Source organism: Microbacterium esteraromaticum, from assembly GCF_014084045.1.
Taxonomy (GTDB): Bacteria; Actinomycetota; Actinomycetes; order Actinomycetales; family Microbacteriaceae; genus Microbacterium; species Microbacterium esteraromaticum_D.
Genome location: NZ_CP043732.1, coordinates 912,625 through 930,857, shown reverse-complemented (window position 1 = coordinate 930,857; position 18,233 = coordinate 912,625). Strand labels below are relative to the sequence as shown.

The 18,233-nt window shown below is 68.7% G+C and carries 20 protein-coding genes and 1 pseudogene; 13 read left to right on the top strand and 8 right to left on the bottom strand.

Features of this window, described 5'->3' with window-relative positions:
* Positions 1-6: 6 nt before the first annotated feature.
* From FVO59_RS04480 to FVO59_RS04450, 7 genes are all read right to left on the bottom strand, one after another.
* The gene (locus FVO59_RS04480) at positions 7-615 is read right to left on the bottom strand and encodes a YdeI/OmpD-associated family protein (RefSeq protein ID WP_259363441.1); all 609 of its coding nucleotides are present in this window, start codon (positions 613-615) and stop codon (positions 7-9) included.
* A complete protein-coding gene (locus tag FVO59_RS04475; protein WP_182255062.1) occupies positions 576-740 on the bottom strand; it encodes a hypothetical protein in 165 nt (54 codons plus the stop codon). Before FVO59_RS04475 ends, FVO59_RS04480 begins: the two co-directional genes overlap by 40 nt.
* A gap of 45 nt (positions 741-785) precedes the next feature.
* Positions 786-1,367: a hypothetical protein gene (locus FVO59_RS04470; RefSeq protein ID WP_182255060.1), complete on the bottom strand. Its 582-nt coding sequence runs from the start codon at positions 1,365-1,367 to the stop codon at positions 786-788.
* An 89-nt stretch (positions 1,368-1,456) separates the two neighbouring features.
* Complete coding sequence (locus FVO59_RS04465) at positions 1,457-1,651, bottom strand: hypothetical protein (protein WP_182255058.1); 195 nt, start codon at positions 1,649-1,651, stop codon at positions 1,457-1,459.
* Between the two features lie 231 nt (positions 1,652-1,882).
* Positions 1,883-2,485 (bottom strand): metal-dependent transcriptional regulator, encoded by a 603-nt coding sequence (locus FVO59_RS04460; protein ID WP_182255056.1) that lies wholly within the window; start codon positions 2,483-2,485, stop codon positions 1,883-1,885.
* Positions 2,486-2,487: 2 nt separating this feature from the next.
* Complete coding sequence (locus tag FVO59_RS04455) at positions 2,488-2,811, bottom strand: hypothetical protein (RefSeq protein WP_182255054.1); 324 nt, start codon at positions 2,809-2,811, stop codon at positions 2,488-2,490.
* A 183-nt stretch (positions 2,812-2,994) separates the two neighbouring features.
* A complete protein-coding gene (locus tag FVO59_RS04450; RefSeq protein WP_220465698.1) occupies positions 2,995-4,266 on the bottom strand; it encodes an Nramp family divalent metal transporter in 1,272 nt (423 codons plus the stop codon).
* 127 nt (positions 4,267-4,393) lie between these two features.
* On the opposite strand from FVO59_RS04450, the gene FVO59_RS04445 reads away from it, so the two are divergent.
* Both FVO59_RS04445 and FVO59_RS04440 read left to right on the top strand, forming a co-directional pair.
* Entirely contained in the window at positions 4,394-5,014 is a 621-nt protein-coding gene (locus FVO59_RS04445) for a TrmH family RNA methyltransferase (protein ID WP_182255052.1), read from the top strand.
* A gap of 82 nt (positions 5,015-5,096) precedes the next feature.
* On the top strand, positions 5,097-6,812 hold the full coding sequence (locus tag FVO59_RS04440) for an acyl-CoA dehydrogenase family protein (protein WP_182255050.1): 1,716 nt from the start codon (positions 5,097-5,099) through the stop codon (positions 6,810-6,812).
* Positions 6,813-6,923: 111 nt separating this feature from the next.
* Here FVO59_RS04440 and FVO59_RS04435 read toward each other — a convergent pair.
* Positions 6,924-8,257 (bottom strand): annotated as a pseudogene (locus FVO59_RS04435) (MATE family efflux transporter).
* Between the two features lie 177 nt (positions 8,258-8,434).
* Here FVO59_RS04435 and FVO59_RS04430 point away from each other — a divergent pair.
* From FVO59_RS04430 to FVO59_RS04380, 11 genes are all read left to right on the top strand, one after another.
* Positions 8,435-8,986 (top strand): DnaJ family domain-containing protein, encoded by a 552-nt coding sequence (locus FVO59_RS04430; protein ID WP_182255048.1) that lies wholly within the window; start codon positions 8,435-8,437, stop codon positions 8,984-8,986.
* Between the two features lie 280 nt (positions 8,987-9,266).
* Positions 9,267-9,677 (top strand): type II secretion system protein, encoded by a 411-nt coding sequence (locus tag FVO59_RS04425; protein ID WP_182255046.1) that lies wholly within the window; start codon positions 9,267-9,269, stop codon positions 9,675-9,677.
* A gap of 72 nt (positions 9,678-9,749) precedes the next feature.
* Positions 9,750-10,136 carry a type IV pilus modification PilV family protein gene (locus tag FVO59_RS04420; protein ID WP_182255044.1) on the top strand — a complete coding sequence of 129 codons (387 nt, stop codon included), beginning with the start codon at positions 9,750-9,752 and terminating at the stop codon, positions 10,134-10,136.
* The gene (locus tag FVO59_RS04415) at positions 10,133-10,693 is read left to right on the top strand and encodes a prepilin-type N-terminal cleavage/methylation domain-containing protein (protein WP_182255042.1); all 561 of its coding nucleotides are present in this window, start codon (positions 10,133-10,135) and stop codon (positions 10,691-10,693) included. Before FVO59_RS04420 ends, FVO59_RS04415 begins: the two co-directional genes overlap by 4 nt.
* Positions 10,681-12,372 (top strand): hypothetical protein, encoded by a 1,692-nt coding sequence (locus FVO59_RS04410; protein ID WP_182255040.1) that lies wholly within the window; start codon positions 10,681-10,683, stop codon positions 12,370-12,372. The genes FVO59_RS04415 and FVO59_RS04410 overlap by 13 nt, the downstream gene beginning before the upstream one ends.
* Positions 12,369-13,280 carry a prepilin peptidase gene (locus tag FVO59_RS04405; RefSeq protein WP_182255038.1) on the top strand — a complete coding sequence of 304 codons (912 nt, stop codon included), beginning with the start codon at positions 12,369-12,371 and terminating at the stop codon, positions 13,278-13,280. The genes FVO59_RS04410 and FVO59_RS04405 overlap by 4 nt, the downstream gene beginning before the upstream one ends.
* A gap of 19 nt (positions 13,281-13,299) precedes the next feature.
* Positions 13,300-14,376: a type IV pilus biogenesis protein PilM gene (gene pilM, locus FVO59_RS04400; protein WP_182255036.1), complete on the top strand. Its 1,077-nt coding sequence runs from the start codon at positions 13,300-13,302 to the stop codon at positions 14,374-14,376.
* Positions 14,376-15,050 carry a hypothetical protein gene (locus FVO59_RS04395; protein WP_182255034.1) on the top strand — a complete coding sequence of 225 codons (675 nt, stop codon included), beginning with the start codon at positions 14,376-14,378 and terminating at the stop codon, positions 15,048-15,050. The genes pilM and FVO59_RS04395 overlap by 1 nt, the downstream gene beginning before the upstream one ends.
* A complete protein-coding gene (locus FVO59_RS04390; protein WP_182255032.1) occupies positions 15,047-15,829 on the top strand; it encodes a hypothetical protein in 783 nt (260 codons plus the stop codon). The genes FVO59_RS04395 and FVO59_RS04390 overlap by 4 nt, the downstream gene beginning before the upstream one ends.
* Positions 15,826-16,965, top strand: a complete 1,140-nt coding sequence (locus FVO59_RS04385) for a type IV pilus twitching motility protein PilT (protein WP_182255030.1) — start codon at positions 15,826-15,828, stop codon at positions 16,963-16,965. The genes FVO59_RS04390 and FVO59_RS04385 overlap by 4 nt, the downstream gene beginning before the upstream one ends.
* The gene (locus tag FVO59_RS04380) at positions 16,962-18,200 is read left to right on the top strand and encodes a type II secretion system F family protein (protein WP_259363440.1); all 1,239 of its coding nucleotides are present in this window, start codon (positions 16,962-16,964) and stop codon (positions 18,198-18,200) included. Before FVO59_RS04385 ends, FVO59_RS04380 begins: the two co-directional genes overlap by 4 nt.
* The last annotated feature ends 33 nt before the right edge of the window (positions 18,201-18,233 follow it).

The following is an 18,233-nucleotide window of genomic DNA, read 5'->3' as shown; positions in this document are numbered from 1 at the left end:
AGGGTGTCAGGGGCGCTTGCCCACCGCGGCGTCGGCGACCAGCTTCGCGATGCGGGATGCCCTGGTCTCGGCGCGCTTGGCGGTCGCGATATTCGTGAGGCCGAGCTTCTTCACCGACTTGGGGAAGGCGTCCCAGTTCGCGCGCGCGGCGGGCACGGCATCCAGTGCCTCGGCGAGGTCGTCCGGCTCGATGCCGGCCTCTGGGCCGTCGAGCATCGTCCACGACCCGTCGGCCTTCGCCGCCTCGATCACCCGGAGGCCGGCGGGAGCCATCAGCCCCTCCGCCTCGAGCTCGGCGAGCCTGGCCTTGTTGGTCGCCGCCCAGCCGCTGCCGCGGCGGCGCGGCGAGAACCACTGTCCGACGGTGGTGTCGTCGAAGGTGCGCACCGGTCCGTCGATCCAGCCGAAGCAGAGCGCCTGACGCACGGCGTCCTCATACGAGACGCCGTCCTGTGCGGTGCGGCGAACATGCAGCAGCCACACTCCGCCGGTGCGTGCGTGGTTCGCCTCGAGCCATGCGCGCCAGGTGGCGGCATCCGCGGCCGAGATGCGCTCGCCCTCGTCGAGAGCGCCCATCAGCGCGTGCGCCCTCGGGGTGTGTCGTCGTCGTCCCACGGGCCCTCGTACCACTCGCCGCGGTTGTCACGGCGGGGCCGCTTGAGCAGCTGGATCGTGACGAGCGTCAGCGACGCGAGGCCGATGCTGATCAGCACAAGGAACAGCATGTCGCTCTGATTCATCGTGTTGCCTCCGTGCCCAGCCTAGGTGCGTGGGCGGCGCTGTGGCTAAGGCGACGGGGTCTCGCGGACGAACTGCGGGTCGCCGGGGGTGATGCCGAAGAACAGCGGGTCGGTCGGGGACTCGGTGTCGACGGGCAGATAGCCGTCACCGAGATAGACGCCGCCGAAGAGTCTCTCGCTCAGCTCTGCGCGATCGCCTGGCCAGCAGGCGGTCCGGGCCGAGATCAGCACGTCCCCGGTCTTGCCGATCTCGATCAGCAGCAGCTCGAAATCGCCCTCGTCCCTGACCTTCACCTGGATGAGCTGCCCCTCCTGGCTGTCGCTGCCGAGAGTCCCTCGCGACGGGGTCATCCCCTTGTCGTTCAGGAAGGATTCGACGGTGTCTGCATATTCCACACGCTGGGCGGCATCGAGCTGAACCGCGCGATCGAGGCGGAACTGATAGGTGCCTGGCCCGTCGCACTCGGAGGGCTGCATGCCGTAGGAACCGAGTTGCCCGATCCGCCACGGCTGCGTCGAGAGTGAGGACTGCAGTTCGTTGACGAACCCGCGATAGCGGAGGTAGTTGCTCTCTGCTTCGGCGTAGAGCGCCTCCCCCGAAGGGACGGCGGGGGTGCATGCGGTCATGGTGGTCGCTCCGATCGCCAGCACGAGGGTCGCGATCGCTCGTCGAATCCGTGCGGATGGTTCTGCCGGGGGCTGTGCCTGCCGTCTCATCAGCTGGTCTCCAGAGGCTCGCCGTGGCTGATGATGTTGGCGATGTTCGCGAACGACTCGCTGCCTCGCTCGAGGTAGCCGCCGTCGTTCACGACGGATCCGATGGGCAGATTCGCCTCGGAGTGCGTGCCGTGGCCCGGGGTGTAGTCCAGGTACGTGCCGTCTGCGAGGAGGCCGCCATCGCTTTCGAACACTGTCGCATCCGGCAGGGAACCGCGTACGAATGCGCGATCACGGTCGTGGTGGCCGACGCCGGAGCGGCGAGGTCGAGTCCCCGGAGTGCGTTCGTGAGGGTCTCGGCGCGAGAAGCGCGATGCTGTAGTCCTGGGTCATCCGAATCCCCCCGATTCTGCGATCAGCCTAGGGGATGACGGGGATCGGAAGAGATGGGGTGACCTCCCCATCGGCGCGGATCCGCACGGCTCTCAGATGCTGAGCCAGACGGCGTCCGCGGCTCCGTCCGGCAGCCCGGCGGGGGTCGTGATCTCCGCGCCGACGCTCACTCCGGCATCCTCCAGCTGCTGCAGCAGGTCGGGGTCCCGGTCGCTCACCCGCAGCACGCGGCCCGTGTGCCCGGCGGGGGCCTCGCCGAGGAGCACGAACGGCTCGCGAACCACGTCGCCGTTCGCATCCGGGATCGCATCGCCGTGCGGATCGAAGCGGGGGCGGCCGAGTCGCTCGTCGATGGCATCCAGCAGCCGATCGCTGATCGTGTGCTCGAGCACCTCCGCCTCGTCGTGCACCTCATGCCAGGCGTAGCCGAACTCGCGCACCAGCCATGTCTCGATCAGCCGGTGGCGGCGCAGCATCTGCAGGGCGCGGTCGCGCCCTGCTTCCGTGAGCTTTACGGCCCCGTACGGCACATGCGAGACGAGACCGGCGGCGGCGAGCTTCTTGACCATCTCGGTGACGCTCGACGGCGCGATGCCCAGGGCCGTGGCGAGCTGCGACGGAGTGATGGGCGCGTCCTGCCACTCGGTGTGCGCGTACACCGTCTTGAGGTAGTCGTCGTAGGCGGGCGATGCCATGATCAGCTCACGATGAAGAGCATCCGGAAGGCGGCGTTGCCCGCGAAGAAGAGGATCGCGAAGCCCGCGATCGCGGCGAGCAGCGAGAGGCGACCGTCGTAGTCGTTCACGCCGCGGGTGCCGATGGCGCGCGCCCGGAACGCCAGGAAGAGGGTCAGTGCTCCGAGCCCGAGCTGAACCCAGGGCCCGCCGGCGGGCAGCAGGCCCGGCAGTGCGAGCAGCAGCACGCCCAGCGCACCCGTGCCCAGCGCGAACCAGGTGCTCAGCCGCATCGCGCGGCGGGCTTCGGAGTCGTCGCGGTGCTTCTTCACGGGGGAGGAGGGCATGGCGTCGAGCCTACCCGGGGGTCGTGCGCTCTTCTCTTCTGCGTCGAGAGCACGGGACTGCGTCGAGAGCACGGGACCTCGCCGAGTGCACGGGACTGCGTCGAGAGCACGGGACCTCGCCGAGTGCACTGCTTGTTCACGCGAATCTCTCGTGCACTCGGCGCGCGAAGCCGCAGGTCGCGATCACCCGCCGGTGGCGACCAGCCAGAGCAGCACGGCGTTGAGGGTGATCAGCAGCGTGGCGAAGACGATGCCGAGCACCGTCGTCACGCGCCGGTTCGCGTGCTCGCCCAGCGTGCGGCGCTGCGCGGTGAGCGCGACCAGAGGGACGAGAGCGAACGGGATTCCGAACGACAGCACCACCTGGCTGAGCACGAGCGCCAGGGTCGGGTCGAACCCGACGCCGAGGATGACGAGTGCCGGGATGAGGGTGACCAGCCGCCGAGCGAGGGCAGGGACGCGGACGGTCAGCAGACCGTGCATGATCTCGGCTCCGGCGTAGGCGCCGACCGAGGTCGACGCGAGACCGGATGCCAGGAGACCGATCGCGAACAGGGTGCCGATGATCGGCCCGAGGCTGGAGTTGATCGCGGCATGCGCTCCCTCGAGCGAGTCGGTGCCCTCGACCCCGGCGAGGTTCGCCGCTGCGAGCAGCAGGATCGCGAGATTGACCGAGCCGGCGATCACCATCGCGATGGTGACGTCCCAGCGGGTGATGGTGAGCAGCATCCGGATGCTCGGAAGCCGCGACCCCTCCTCCGACCCGAACCGGTCGCGCGTCAGCGCGCTGTGCGCGTAGATCGCGTGCGGCATCACCGTCGCCCCGAGGATGGATGCCGCAAGGAGCACCGAGCCGCTGTCGGCGAACCGCGGCAGCAGGCCGCCGACGACGCCCGCGGGGTCGGGCGGTGCGACGAAGAGGCCGGCGATGAAGCCGATCACGATGATCGCCATCAGTCCGATGATGACGAACTCGAAGTGCCGTGGGCCCCGGCGGGTCTGGACGGCGAGCAGGACGATCGAGACGGCACCGGTGATGATCCCGCCGAGCAGCAGCGGGATGCCGAAGAGCAGGTTCAGCGCAACGGCTCCGCCGAGCACCTCGGCGATGTCGGTGGCCATCGCGACGAGCTCGGCCTGCAGCCAGTACGCGCGTCTGGCCCAGCGATTGCGGATGCGGGTGCCGAGCACCTCGGGCAGGCTGCGGCCGGTCACGATGCCGAGCTTCGCCGAGAGGTACTGGATCAGCCATGCCATCACGTTGCCGGCGATGACGACCCACACGAGCAGGTAGCCGTAGCGGGCGCCGGCGGTCATGTTGCTCGCCACATTGCCCGGATCGAGGTACGCGACGCCGGCGACGAGGGCGGGTCCGAGCAGCCAGGCGCTGCGCCACAGGGAGCGCGCCGGGCGCCGTGCGGGCAGTGCGGACGCGGCCATCACAGATTTAGGCATGCCGAAAAGTCTACTCCGGACTATTTCGGCGTGCCTAAATTCTGCTCACGCAACGACATCGTCACCCTCGCCGCGGGAAGGGGAGCGCCGGGGGCGGGTGGTGGTGGCGGGGCTACGCTGGATAGTGATGGAAGAGACGGGCTCAGCGGCGCAGCCGGGATACGGCGTGGGCCCGTGGCCGGGGGAGTGGCCGACCGAAGAGCACTACGACCCCGAGCTGCTCGCGCACGGCGACACCCGCAACGTCATCGACCGGTACCGGTACTGGCGGATGGATGCCATCGTCGCCGACCTCGACACCCAGAGGCACCCGTTCCACGTGGCCATCGAGAACTGGCAGCACGACATGAACATCGGCTCGATCGTGCGCAGCGCCAATGCATTTCTCGCCGACACGGTGCACATCATCGGACGCCGCCGCTGGAACAAGCGCGGCGCCATGGTGACCGACCGGTACCAGCACGTCGTGCATCATCCCGATGTCGAGACGTTCGCCGCGTGGGCGGCGAAGGAGGGCATCCCGATCATCGCCGTCGACAACGTCGGCGAGGCGGTGCCGGTCGACCGCGCGGAGCTGCCCGAGCGCTGCGTGCTGCTGTTCGGGCAGGAGGGGCCCGGCCTGTCGGAGGAGGCGCTGGCCGCGGCGGCCGGTCACATCGAGATCACCCAGTACGGCTCGACCCGCTCGATCAATGCGAGCGCGGCGGCCGCGGTCGTGATGTACGAGTGGTGCCGTCGGCACGCCTGATCGAGGGCTCGGCGACTCGCCATTCCACTGAGACGCAGTCTCGCGTAAAGTGGGTCTGAGTCTCACCCGAATGGAGTGCATCATGGCATCCGACTACGTCCCCCCGGTCGACGACTACCGCTTCCTCTTCGGCGAGGCGTTCGGCCTCGACCTGCCCGCGAGGGCGACGGGCGGCGCGTTCACGGCCGAGGACGCCACCGAGATCATCGCGGGTGCCGGCGAGTTCGCGGCATCCGTCCTGGCGCCGCTCGAGACCAGCGGCGACCGCGAGGGCGCGCGCATCGAAGACGGCCAGGTGCACCTTCCCGCCGGGTTCGCCGGGGCCTACCAGGCGTTCGTCGAAGCCGGCTGGGTCAGCGCCGAGGCGCCCGAGTCCGCCGGGGGCGACGGCCTGCCAGGGTCGATTCGAGCGGGCCTCGGCGAGATCTGGAACGCGTCCAACGCGGCCTTCGCGCTGTGCTGGCTGCTGACTGCTGGTCAGATCCATGCGCTCGACGCCGCGGCATCCGACGAGCTGCGCCAGACGTACCTGACCAAGCTCGTGTCAGGCGAGTGGACGGGAACGATGAATCTCACCGAGCCCGACGCCGGCACCGACCTGGGCGCGATCCGCACGATCGCCACCCCGCGCGCCGACGGGTCGTGGGGCATCAGCGGCCAGAAGATCTTCATCACCTGGGGCGACCACGACGTGGCCTCGAACATCGTCCACCTCGTGCTCGCTCGCACGCCCGACGCGCCTGCCGGGGCGAAGGGCCTGTCGCTGTTCGTCGTGCCGAAGTTCATGCCGGACGCAGCCGGAGAGCCGGGGGAGCGCAACGCCGTCACCACGGTGGCACTCGAGCACAAGCTCGGCATCCACGGCAGCCCCACCTGCGTGCTCGCCTACGATGACGCGACCGGATACCTCGTCGGCGAGATCGGCGGCGGGCTCGCGGGCATGTTCGTCATGATGAACTCGGCGCGCGCGGGCATGGGCTTCCAGGCCACCGGCATCTCCGACCGCGCCTATCAGCAGGCCGTCGCGTACGCCGACGAGCGTCGCCAGGGCGCCGTGCTCGATCGCCCGGCCGGCGCGCCGATCGCCGAGCACCCGGACGTCCGCCGACTGCTGCTGTCGATGCAGAGCCGTCTGTTCGCGATGCGCGCCCTGGGTGTGTACCTCGGCGACCTGTTCGATCGGGCCTCGACGGACGGCACGGGTGCGCTGGCAGAGTTCTTCGTGCCGATCCTCAAGGGCTGGGCCACCGAGGATGCGGTCGCGCTCACCAGCGACGCGATCCAGGTGCACGGCGGCATGGGCTTCATCGAGGAGACCGGCGTCGCGCAGCACTACCGCGATGCCCGGATCATGCCGATCTACGAGGGCACCACGGCCATCCAGTCGAACGACCTCATCGGCCGCAAGTTGATCCGCGACGGCGGCGCGACGGCCGAGACGCTCTTCTCCTCGATCCTGTCGACGGCCGAGGAGCTGCGCGGACTCGAGAGCGAGGTCGCCACGCGCACGGCCGAGCGTCTGGGGCGCGCGGTCGACTCGGCGCGCCGCGCCACGGCATCCGTCGTCGGCTTCGGTGCCACCCGCGACGCCTACGGCGTCAGCGTGCCCTACCTCATGCTGCTCGGAACGCTCGCCGGCGGATGGATGCACGGTCTCGCGGTCGCCGCGGTGCTGCGCCACTCGACGCCGGATGCCTCTGACCACGCCCGTCTGGTGTCTGCCGACTTCTACGGCGCGCACCACCTGCCGCGAGTGCACATGCTGGCCGAGACGGTGGCCGCGGGCGAGGTGGCCTGACCTCGGGCCGTCCCTCTCGCCGACACCCCCAGGTATCGCCGAGACCCCTAGATATGAACGTCCGCAGGTGGGGGTCTCGGCAGCAGGTGGGGGTCTCGGGGCGGGCGCGGGTCAGGCGCCCGTGCGGGTCCAGTCGTCGGTGCGCACGCGCCAGCTGAGCGTGCCGAGTCGCGCGAGCAGGTAGACGCCGAAGAACGCGGCGGCGAGCCAGACCAGGCCGGCGACGCCGTCGACGCCGGTGGCGGTGATGATCCACAGGGCGGGAAGGAACGGCACGAGGTTCAGCAGCCCGGCGATCGCGAGGTAGCGGGAGTCGTTCGCGCCCATCAGCACGCCGTCGAGAACGAAGACGATTCCGGCGATGGGCTGTGCGGCGGCCAGCACGAGGAATGCGGGCTGCACCAGCGCGCCGATCTCGGCGTCGCCGGTGAAGACGACGCCCAGCACAGGCGAGAAGACGGCGATGACGGCGCCGACGATGACACCGAACCAGAGCCCCCACGCCACGGTGCGGCGCAGCACGCGGTGCACCTGGTCGATGTCGCCCGAGCCGAGGCTCTTGCCGATCATCGCCTGCGCGGCGATCGCGAGGGCATCGAGGGCGAATGCGGCGGTCATGAAGATGGTGAAGGCGATCTGCCAGCCGGCGAGCTCCTGTGTGCCGATGCCGGTGGCGACGCCGACGGTCGCGAGCAGCGCGGCGCGCATGCTCACGGTGCGCAGGAACAGCCATCCGCCGGAGCGGGCGGTGCCCGGATGCCGTCGCGCTGCGCTTTCATCGACGCACCGTGCCGGAGAGCGAGGCGACGGATGACGACGACGTAGGCGGCGACCATTCCCCACTGCGCGGCGACCGTGCCGAAGGCGGATCCGGCGATGCCCCAGCCGAAGCCGTAGATGAAGATCCAGTTGAGCAGCGCGTTGGCGCCGAAGCCGAGACCGGCGATCCACAGCGGGGTCATGGTGTTCTGCATGCCGCGCAGCAGGCCGCTGGCGGCGAAGACGACGAGCATGGCGGGCAGACCCCACATCGAGATGGTGAGGTAGGTCTGCGCCTCGGTCGAGACGGCGTCGGATGCCCCGAATGCGGCGACCAGGGCCGGGCTGGCGAGGGCTCCGGCGACGGCGAGCACGGCCCCGAGGCCGAGGGCGAGCCACATGCCGTCGATGCCCACCGAGACGGCGTCGCCCGGCTTGCCGGCGCCGAATCGGCGGGCGACGGCTGGGGTGGTGGAGTACGCGAGGAAGATCATCAGCCCGACGATCGTCTGCAGCACCGCGCCGGCGATGCCGAGGCCGGCGAGGGCTGAGGTGCCGAGGTGGCCGACCATGATCGAGTCGAGGATGAGGAATGCGGGCTCGGCGACGAGCGCACCGAGCGCAGGCACGGCGAGCCGCAGGATCTCGCGGTTCAGTGCGGGAGAAGGGGATGCGGTGGATGCCACCTCACGAGCCTATGGGGTGCCGGGGACGGAGCCTGCTGGCGGCACCCGCGAACACGACCGCGGGCCCTTCGCCTGACGGGTGGGCTGCCTGCTCGGACGGCTGTGGGCTGCCCGGTTCGAGAGTAGGACGCCTGTGCGACATCGCCCGCGTACCCTGGAGGGACGGAGGTGCCTGCCATGTCTGACGCGATGAGCAATGCGGCTCGCTACCGTGCGCGCCGTGACGCCGGTGAGAGCGCGGAGGCCGAGCCCGAGAACGACGCGCCGATGGTGCTGAACTCGCAGAACAAGGCCGAGTTCGTCGAGACGGCGATCCAGCTCGCGATCCGCCGCGGTGAGTTCGACAACCTGCCAGGAGCCGGGAAGCCGCTCGAAGGGCTGGGCACGCACCACGATCCCGACTGGTGGATCCGCCGCAAGATCGAGACCGAGAACCTGTCGGGGCTGGGTCCGCCGGCCCTCATGCTGCGCGTCGAGGATCGCGAGCTCGACGGCGAGCTCGACCAGCTCGGCCGCGAGGACGACGTTCGCGGAGTGCTCGAAGACTTCAACCGCCGTGTGATCGAGGCTCGACGGCAGCTGCTCGGCGGGCCGCCGGTCGTGACGCAGCCGCGTGACGTCGAGGCCGAGGTGCGCGCGTGGCGCGAGCGCCGCGCGTCCAGGCATCCGGATGCCGGTGCCGAGGCGACGACGGATGCCGAACCTCGACGCCGCTGGTGGCGTCGCTGAAAGCGCCTGGTCCGGTTGCGGTATATCGCTAGTAACTCGACACGCTGATTGCGCGTCATCGAGGCATCTCGGGGGTCTACGAGAGCGTGACCTGAACGTGACAATTGCTTCTTGTGCTCAGGCTATTCATAGGTCCACTATGAGCCTCAGGAGTCGAATTCAACTGGGATGACGGCGGCTCCGAACCTGGGGAAACGACGCACTCAGCAGTGACGCTGATCGAGCGTGCCGTGACCCGGTCATACCCCCCCACTCCGTCATCCTGGAGGGAACCTCAAGCATGCGTACCATCCGTCGCCTCGTCGAGGCCAAGAAGGCTGAACGGGAGGAGAACGGCGAGGCCGGCTTCTCCCTCATCGAGCTCATCATCGTCGTCGTGATCCTCGGCATCCTCGTCGCCATCGCGATCCCGATCATCGGCAATATTCAGAACGAGGCGAAGATCAGCGCGGCGAAGTCTGCAGCACAGAACGCCGCTGTTCAGGCGTCTTCACAGTGGGCGTCAGGCGCGGCAGCTGTGGCGGCCGATTCGTACAAGACGAACGACGATGACCTCGAGGTCACGATCGCGGGGACTGATGCCAACACTGTTTGTGCTACGGCGGTCAACCTGACGATCACCGGCGCGAACACGTTCTACGCCGGCCCCGGATGCGCTTCAACCACTCCCACCACCACTGCGGGCTCGTAATCAGACCCTCACCGCGGAGACCCGGCACCGTCGCCGGGTCTCCGCGACCGCATCTCTTCCGTGAGGTCTGCCATGGCGACTCGTGCGCGTGACGATGAGGGCTTCGGGCTCGTCGAGATGATCATCGCGATGCTGCTGCTCGCGATCATCGCCGTCGCGCTGATCCCGCCGCTGTGGAACAGCATCCTGCAGTCCTCCACGCAGTCGGCGTCCGCGACCGCCACTCGGGAGCTGAACGCTCTGATCGAAGAGGGGCGCGACGTGCACACCTGCGCCAAGCTCAACGAGATCACCACCACGACCACCTACTACACCGGCACGCCTCGCGAGTTCGTCGTGCGAGTCCCTGTCGGCGTGACCTACGCCTGCACCCAGACGACCGCCGTGGCCGTCACACTCGAAGCCGTGCGCGACGGTGGCATCCTCGCCACGGTCCAGGCGAAGATCTTCGTGCCATGACCGTTCACCCTCGCGACCGCCTCGCCGACGACGACTCCGGACTCTCGCTCATCGAGCTGATCGTCGTGCTGCTGCTCATGGGCATCCTGGGCAGCCTCGTCGTGATGATCTTCATCAACTCCTGGAACACGCAGCGCGACGTGACCACGACGAGCACCGCGACCAACGAGGGTCAGCACTTCTCGCTCAGCGTCGAGAGGGCGGTCCGCAACGCCGAAGCGATGTCTGTCAGCGCCGACGGCACGCAGCTGCTCGTTCGAACCACCCTCGGCGGCGCGAAGACCTGCCAGGCATTCAAGCTGCAGCCCGCTGACATCGCCGATCCCACCAAGGGCGACGCCGCCTTCATCACCGCGGGGTCGTCGGCTCCTGCATGGCACGGACCGACGATTCTGCACGAGGTCGCTCCGATCGGCGCCGCGAAGTACTTCGCACGCGACGGCAAGATCATCACCTACCGCTTCCAGGTCGACACCACCTCCGCGCCGGTGACCTTCGACGGCGAGGTCACCGCGCGCAACAATCTCAGTGAGGACGGCTTGACATGCTGGTCATGAATCGCATCCTGCGCCGGGCGGTCGATCGCCGCGGCGACGAGACCGGTGCCGCGCTGGTCGCCATCGTCATCGTGATGTTCTTCGGCTTCGCCGTCATCACCGCCGTCACCGCCAGCGTGATGTTCACCATCCAGTCGAACGTCGGCAATCGCAGCAGCACCCAGGCGTACATCGCCGCCGAATCCGGTCGGGATGCCGCCGTCGACCGTCTCAACAGCGCCGTCGCCTCGGACGGCACGTTCTCCTGCTCTGCGGCGACCCTCACGGGTGCCGGCGCGAAGCCCGACTACGCGTTCACGATCTACTCGACGAACAGCGATGTGCGCCCCTCGAAGGCGACCGACCCCGGCGTCGCTCAGGCGTGCCCCACCTTCGACAGCAAGTACGTCGTCATCCACTCCGTCGGCACGGATGCCGGTGGGGGCAGCGCCACCCTCGACGCCGTGTACCCGTGGCTCGTCAGCTACGAACAGCAGGCCGGCGGTGTGCTGGCCTATTTCGCCGGAGGCGTCACCTCCACCGTCTCGAACTACACCGGCGACCTCGTCGTGCGATCGGGCGACTACTCCTGCGCCAACGAGGGCACGATCAACGGCGACCTGTACGTCACCAACGGAAGCGTCAACCTCAGCCGCGAATGCACGGTGAACGGCAACATCTGGGCGCGCGACGACGTCGACGCGTCGTCGCAGAAGATCACCGTCACCGGCGACATCAAGGCAGGCGGCACGGTGACGGCCGTCTCGAACGGCTCGACGTTCGGCAAGCTCGTCGGCACCACCCCCAGCGGCGGGAACATAGAGGCCGGCGGCGACATCGAGCTCGACTCGACGGGAAGCGTCGATGGGAAGGTGCACGGCAGGCTGGCGACGGCAGGTCAGATCCGCATCGGCGGCGCGCTCCCTGCAAGCGGAACCACCGGGTACACCGGAAACAAGTGGGCGGTCACAGGGACTCTGACGTATCCCACTGCACTGGCCCCGTTCGATCCCACACTCGAGTTCATCAAGGAGATCACCTCCTGGATCGACCTCGATGCCGCGTCGGGCTGGAACGCCGCCGAGGATCTGCAGGCGTGCGGGATGACCAGCGCGCAGGTCATCGCGAGGATGACCGACGCCACGGCGGGACCGGTGATCTTCAACTACATGAACTGCTCCTCGGTGTCGACGGACATCGTGCTCTCGGACACCTCGGTGACCCCCACGAAGGACGTGCTCTTCCTCGCGCCGCCGCAGAAGCGCATGAACATCTCGATCCAGACGACGCTGGCCGGCGGCAAGCAGATCGTGTTCCTGCACGCGGATGCCAGCAGGGCCCTCGTCAGCGACGAGACCTCGCCCACGTGCCAGAACCCTGACACCGCGAACCAGAAGGACACCTTCTCGATCGGCACCGGCAAGAGCGTCTCAGGCGTGAAGCTGATGATCTACTCGCCGTGCGGACTCACCGGCAACATCAACGAGAGCTTCGTCGGCCAGCTCTACTCGAACGACACCGGAGGCGTGAAGTTCAACAACGGCGCGACCTACACCTGCGCTCTGATGGCCTGGCCCGACGCATTCGAGAAGCTCGGCTGCAAGGTGCGCGGCGAAGGCGAGGACGTCGTCATCGAGACCGTTCTCGTCCAGCGACCCGGCGATCGGGCCTATCAGACCGAGATCGCGGCGACCCCGTGACAGCGGCAGCCGTCGTCCTGATCGTCGTCGCCGGGCTGTACGGGCTGGTCATCGGCTCCTTCCTCAACGTCGTCGCCTACCGCGTGCCCGCCGGCATCCCGCTGATCAGGGAGAGCCGCTGCCCGTCGTGCGCCGCGCGCATCCGGTGGTGGCAGAACGTCCCGGTGTTCGGCTGGCTCGCTCTCCGCGGTCGCTGCGCCGCGTGCGGGGCACAGATCCCGGCGCGGTATCCCGTCGTCGAGGCACTGACAGGCGTGCTGTTCGCGGCGGTCACCGCCGGCGTCGCGGTCAGCCGCCCCCTCGATGCCCGTCCTGTCGACGGCATGCTCTGGCTCGGCACGGCAGAGTTCTGGGGTGTGCTCATCGCACTGCTCGTCTTCCTGAGCCTCAGCATCGCCCTGACCCTCATAGACCTCGACTCCAGGCGACTGCCGAACGCGATCGTGCTGCCGGGATGGGCGACCATCATCGCGCTGCTGCTGATCACCACGGTGCTGACGGGACTGCTCCCGGCGGAGGGGGGACTCGAGGGCGGCTCGGACGCCCGCACAGGGTCGTGGGACCGCATCGACTGGGGGCCCCTCCTCCGGGCGGTCGTCGGAGGGGTGGCGCTGTTCGCCTTCTACTTCGTCGTGCGGCTGATCAGCCCACGTGGCATGGGCGGTGGCGACGTCAAGCTCGCCGGACTCGTGGGCACGATGCTGGGCTGGTTCGGCTGGGGCGCGCTGATCGTCGGAGCGTTCGCCGCATTCCTGCTCGGAGGGCTGCTCGGTGTCGTGATGATGCTCACCGGCAGAGCGGGTGGGAAGACCGCCATCCCCTTCGGCCCGTGGATGCTGGCGGGCGCGTGGGTGGGGATCCTGATCGGCGAACCCGTCGGGCGCTGGTACCTGGGACTGATGAGCTGAGAGATACGAGAGAGCGAGCATGGGAAAGAGCCACGTCGGTGTCGAGATCACCGAAGAGAGCGTCAGAGCGGTCGAGGTGACTCTCGACCGCACGCCGCAGGTCATCGCCTACGGCGAGGTGCCGCTGCCGCCCGAGGCCGCCCGCGACAGCGAGGTCATCGACGAAGGCACGGTCGCCCTCGCGATCCGTCAGCTGTGGACCACAGCGCGGATCCACGGCAAGTCGGTCACGCTCGGCGTCGCGAGCCGCCGTGTCCTCGTGCGCGAGTACTCGACACAGGTCATGGCCCCTGAGCTGCTGCGTCAGGCGCTGCCCTATCAGGTGCAGGACCTGCTGCCTGTTCCCGTCAATCAGGCCGTCCTCGACTACTACCCGACCTCGCAGGAGGGCGACCAGCTTCACGGGCTTCTCGTCGCCGCGGTCTCCGAGACAGTCGAGGGGATGATCGCGGCCTTCGATCGCGCGAAGGTCCGCGTGGCCGGCGTCGACCTCACGACCTTCGGGCTCTCCCGTGCAGCATCGCTGATCGCGCCGGCCGGCACGCACGCCGTCGTGCACGTAGGAGACCATACGACGCAGGTGCTCATCCAACGCGATGGGGCTCCGGAGTTCGTCCGAATCACCCCGGTCGATCTCGAGACGGCTGCCGTGCGCCGCCGCAGCGCCGTCACGTCGATCACCGACGACGGCACGCTTACCCCCGCCGAGGCGACATCGAACGTGCTGCTCGACCCCGCGCGCGTCGCCGCGGGCGCGCTGCAGGAGAGCGCTGCCGGGTCGGCGGGCATCGTGCCCCGAGGCGCGCTGCGCGGCGACATCGGACCCAAGCCGGTGGCTGATGTCATCGGACGCATCCGCGGAACGATCTCGTTCTACCTCAACCGTCCTGGCGCGACCCGCATCGAGGGTGTGCTGATCTGCGGAGCGGGCTCCGCGGTCGACGGCGTGGTCAGCGGGCTCGCCGAGGTGCTCGACGTGCCGGTGCGCCAGATCTCGCTCGGCGACGTGGTGAGCGTTCGCGGGGCGGCGCCGGCCGGCGAGCACGCCCTCAATCTCGTGAGCACACTCGGTCTCGCACTGGGAGGGGAACGCTGATGTCCCGCACCAACGCACCCGCGTCGACCGCACCCCGGGTCAACCTGCTTCCCAGATCGGAACTCGAGCGTCGTGAGCGCGACAGGCTCGGCGCCACGTGGCTGCGCCTGGTGATCGCCGCGGTCGCGCTGGCCGCGCTTCTGGTCGGCGCCGCGTTCGTCTGGAACGTGTTCGCGCAGCAGCGCCTGGCGGCCGAGCAGGCGAAGACGACCGGACTGCTGGGCGAGATCAGCGCACTCTCCGAGGTCAGCCGGGCGCTGAGCACCGAGCGCGATCTCATCGACTTCAGAGCGGAGTCGATGGGGTCAGACATCGCCTGGGCAGATGTGCTTAACAGGGTTCAGAGCGCCGTGCCCCCTGGCGATGCGCTCATCGGCTTCGAACTGACTCCTGGCGCTGCGCCCGCCCCCGTGCCCGCAGCAGCCGACGACCAGGAGCGAGCCGATGCGGCGAGCAGGGCGGTCGGTCTCACCGGCACCGTCACGGTCCAGAGCGGCGGGCCCGAGAACATGATCCCGTTCACCGAGGCGCTGCGGAGCATCGAAGGTGTCGCAGTCAGCGACGCACGCGCCCTGTCGAGCGGTGAGTTCTATCAGTACGTCGTCGACATCACCTTCGATCAGAGCGTGTACTCGGGCCAGTACGCACTCGACGACGAGGAGGCCGCGAAGTGAACAAGCAGCTGATCACGATCATCGGAGCGCTCGCCACGGCCGTCGTCCTCGTGCTGGCCGTGCTCTTCGGAGTCGCCCCTCTCGTGAGCTCCGGATTCGCGGCGATGACCCAGACGGCGCAGGAGGCATCGGTCAATCAGGGCTACCGCGCCCAGGTCGACGAACTCGAGCAGGAGGAGAAGCGGATGGCCGAGATCGAGGACTCGGTCTCGGATCTGCGCGCCCAGATCCCCAGCGACCCCCTGCTCGACCAGCCCTTCGGCATCATCGCCGATGCCGCGCAGAGCAACGACCTGAGCGTCGAGTCGATCACCCGGGGCGACCTCGCCGTCTTCGCGCCCCGCGCGGCCCCCTCGGTATCGGGGCCGGCGACCAACGCGGCCGCCGGTACTGCGCCGACATCGCCGGCCGAGGGCCCGGCGTCGCCGGTGGACGCCGCGCAGGACGCCGCTGCAGGCGCCGACGAGCAGACCGAGGCGACGAACGCCGGGTCGGGAGCATCCGCCCCCGCGGCAGCAGCGCCGACGCAGGCAGCGCCGACGCCGTCGGCCGCGAGCGGGATCTCGATGAACGGCTCGCTGACCGGTCAGCTGCAGATCCCCATCGAGGTGACCGCGACCGCGACCGACATGGCCGACGTGATCGCCTTCCTCGACGGGCTCCGCGGCAGAGGGCGCGTGATCGCCGTCGATAAGGTGGTCGTGTCGGGAAGCGCCGGCGAGCTCGCCGTCACGGTGTCCGCGTTCGTCTTCGTCAGCACGCAGGGAGCATCCCGATGATCCTCGACCAGCTCACCCAGCTTCTCGGCGTCGCCGCGCGCCAGGGCGCGTCGGACGTGCACCTCACCGCCGCAGCCATCCCGCTCATGCGCATCGACGGAGACCTCGTCCCCGTGCCCGGATACGACGAGCCGATCACGACGGACTGGGCGGAGTCGGCCGCGCTCGGCCTGATGAGCGACGGTCAGCGTGCCGAGTTCGCCACCCGTCATGAGGTCGACCTCGCTCACGCAGCCGAGGGGATCGGCCGCTTCCGCGTCAACGTCTTCCGTCAGCTCGGCGACATCGCGATGGCACTGCGCTTCATCCCCGACAGGGTCTTCACGCTGGAGGAGCTGGGCGCCCCGGCCATCGCCAAGGACCTCGCGCTGCGTCCCCGTGGCCTGGTGCTGCTCACCGGACCCACGGGATCGGGCAAGTCGACCACCCTCACGGCGATGGTCGACATCATCAACAACACGCGCCCCGTGCACGTGGTCACGATCGAGGATCCGATCGAGTTCCATCACGAGTCCAAGCGCGCGCTCATCCATCAGCGGGAGGTCGGCGCCGACACGGCGTCCTTCGCCGAGGCGCTGCGCCGCGTGCTGCGTCAGGACCCTGACGTGATCCTCGTCGGCGAGCTCCGTGACCCGGAGTCGATCTCCACAGCCCTGTCTGCGGCTGAGACCGGACATCTCGTGCTGTCGACCCTGCACACCCAGGGCGCCGCGAAGTCGATCAACCGGATCGTCGATGTCTTCGCCGCAGACCAGCAGCACCAGATCCGCACGCAGCTGGGCGACACACTGCAGGGCATCATCAGCCAGACGCTCCTTCCCCGAGCGCAGTCCGAAGGGCGCACGATCGCGACCGAGGTTCTGGTGAACACACCCGCCGTCGCCAACCTCATCCGCGAGGGCCAGGTGTCGCAGCTGTACTCGACCATGCAGGCCGGGCAGTCGGTGGGCATGCACACCCTCGATCAGGACCTTCGTCGCCTGGTCGGCGAAGGGGTGATAGCACCCGCGGTGGCCCGCACCTTCGCGAGCGACCCCAAGTCGCTCGACGGGGTGCACGTGCGCCCGTCCGATCTCGATGCCGAGTCGTGGTCGACGTTCGCGGGCGGTGCGCAGCTCGACGAGTGGGGGTCATGATGGCTCTCGCTCAGGAGTACTCGTATCAGGCACTCGACCCGGCCACCTCGCAGACGGTCAAGGGGACGATGGATGCCGGCAGCGACAGCGCTGTGGCGGCGAAGCTGCGGGCGCAGGGGCTCACGCCGCTGCACGTTGCGCTGGTCTCGAAGACGGGGCTGCACCGCGACGTCGCTCTGCCGAGACTGAGGCGCGGAGTGCCCGCGAAGACGCTCGCGATCTTCTCGCGACAGATGTCCGCACTCGTCAACGCCGGTCTGCCGCTGCTGCGCACCCTCACCGTGCTCGCCGAACAGGCCGAGGACAAGCAGCTGCAGTCGGTGCTGATCGCGGTGCAGGGAGATGTCGAGGGCGGATCGTCGCTGTCGGCCTCGCTCGCCAGGCATCCGCAGGTCTTCCCGCCGCTGATGGTGTCGATCATTCGCGTGGGCGAGTCGGGCGGCTTCCTCGGCAAGGCGCTCAGCTCGGTCGCCGAGAACTACCAGAAGCAGGCCGACCTGCAGGCGAAGATCAGGTCGGCCACGACCTATCCCATCGTGGTACTGATCATCGCGATGCTCGGCGTGCTCGCGATGGTCACCTTCATCGTGCCGGTCTTCAAGAACATGTTCGAGGGCCTCGGCAGCGAGCTGCCGCTGCCGACGCAGATCCTCGTCTCGATCTCGGAGAACATGCTCTGGATCCTGCCGCTGCTCGCGGTGATCGTGATCGTGTCGTGGGCGTGGTGGGCGCGCAACCGCTATACCGACGCGTATCGGAAGGTCGTCGACCCGATCAAGCTCAGGATGCCGATCTTCGGCCCGCTCGTGACCAAGATGGCGGTGGCGCGCTTCTCGCGCAACCTCTCGATGATGCTCGACGCCGGCGTTCCGATCATCCAGGCCCTGGCCATCGTCGGCCAGGCGTCGAACAATTGGAAGATCGAGCAGACCGTGCGCGAGATCCAGGAGTCGATACGGGGCGGACGCTCGTTCGCGTCGCCGCTCGCGAAGGCTGAGGTCTTCCCGCCGATGGTCGCTCAGATGGTCGCGGTCGGAGAGGAGTCGGGAACGCTGGCCGAGATGCTCGGCAGCATCGCCGACTTCTACGAGGACGAGGTCGAGACCGCCACTGAGCAGCTGTCGTCGCTGATCGAGCCGGTGCTCATCGTGGGACTGGGCGTGGTCATCGGAAGCATGGTGATCTCGCTCTACCTGCCGATCTTCACCCTGTACGGAGACCTGGCGAAGCAGTAGTACCCGTCAGCACGGCAGCACACCGTCGCGCCC

Bases quoted from the DNA above. Each gene is read 5' to 3' on its own strand.
- FVO59_RS04475 (WP_182255062.1), bottom strand. From the start codon at position 740: ATGAATCAGAGCGACATGCTGTTCCTTGTGCTGATCAGCATCGGCCTC.
- FVO59_RS04470 (WP_182255060.1), bottom strand. From the start codon at position 1,367: ATGACCGCATGCACCCCCGCCGTCCCTTCGGGGGAGGCGCTCTACGCC.
- FVO59_RS04460 (WP_182255056.1), bottom strand. From the start codon at position 2,485: ATGGCATCGCCCGCCTACGACGACTACCTCAAGACGGTGTACGCGCAC.
- FVO59_RS04455 (WP_182255054.1), bottom strand. From the start codon at position 2,811: ATGCCCTCCTCCCCCGTGAAGAAGCACCGCGACGACTCCGAAGCCCGC.
- FVO59_RS04450 (WP_220465698.1), bottom strand. From the start codon at position 4,266: ATGCCTAAATCTGTGATGGCCGCGTCCGCACTGCCCGCACGGCGCCCG.
- FVO59_RS04445 (WP_182255052.1), top strand. From the start codon at position 4,394: ATGGAAGAGACGGGCTCAGCGGCGCAGCCGGGATACGGCGTGGGCCCG.
- FVO59_RS04440 (WP_182255050.1), top strand. From the start codon at position 5,097: ATGGCATCCGACTACGTCCCCCCGGTCGACGACTACCGCTTCCTCTTC.
- FVO59_RS04430 (WP_182255048.1), top strand. From the start codon at position 8,435: ATGTCTGACGCGATGAGCAATGCGGCTCGCTACCGTGCGCGCCGTGAC.
- FVO59_RS04425 (WP_182255046.1), top strand. From the start codon at position 9,267: ATGCGTACCATCCGTCGCCTCGTCGAGGCCAAGAAGGCTGAACGGGAG.
- FVO59_RS04420 (WP_182255044.1), top strand. From the start codon at position 9,750: ATGGCGACTCGTGCGCGTGACGATGAGGGCTTCGGGCTCGTCGAGATG.
- FVO59_RS04415 (WP_182255042.1), top strand. From the start codon at position 10,133: ATGACCGTTCACCCTCGCGACCGCCTCGCCGACGACGACTCCGGACTC.
- FVO59_RS04410 (WP_182255040.1), top strand. From the start codon at position 10,681: ATGCTGGTCATGAATCGCATCCTGCGCCGGGCGGTCGATCGCCGCGGC.
- pilM (WP_182255036.1), top strand. From the start codon at position 13,300: ATGGGAAAGAGCCACGTCGGTGTCGAGATCACCGAAGAGAGCGTCAGA.
- FVO59_RS04395 (WP_182255034.1), top strand. From the start codon at position 14,376: ATGTCCCGCACCAACGCACCCGCGTCGACCGCACCCCGGGTCAACCTG.
- FVO59_RS04385 (WP_182255030.1), top strand. From the start codon at position 15,826: ATGATCCTCGACCAGCTCACCCAGCTTCTCGGCGTCGCCGCGCGCCAG.
- FVO59_RS04380 (WP_259363440.1), top strand. From the start codon at position 16,962: ATGATGGCTCTCGCTCAGGAGTACTCGTATCAGGCACTCGACCCGGCC.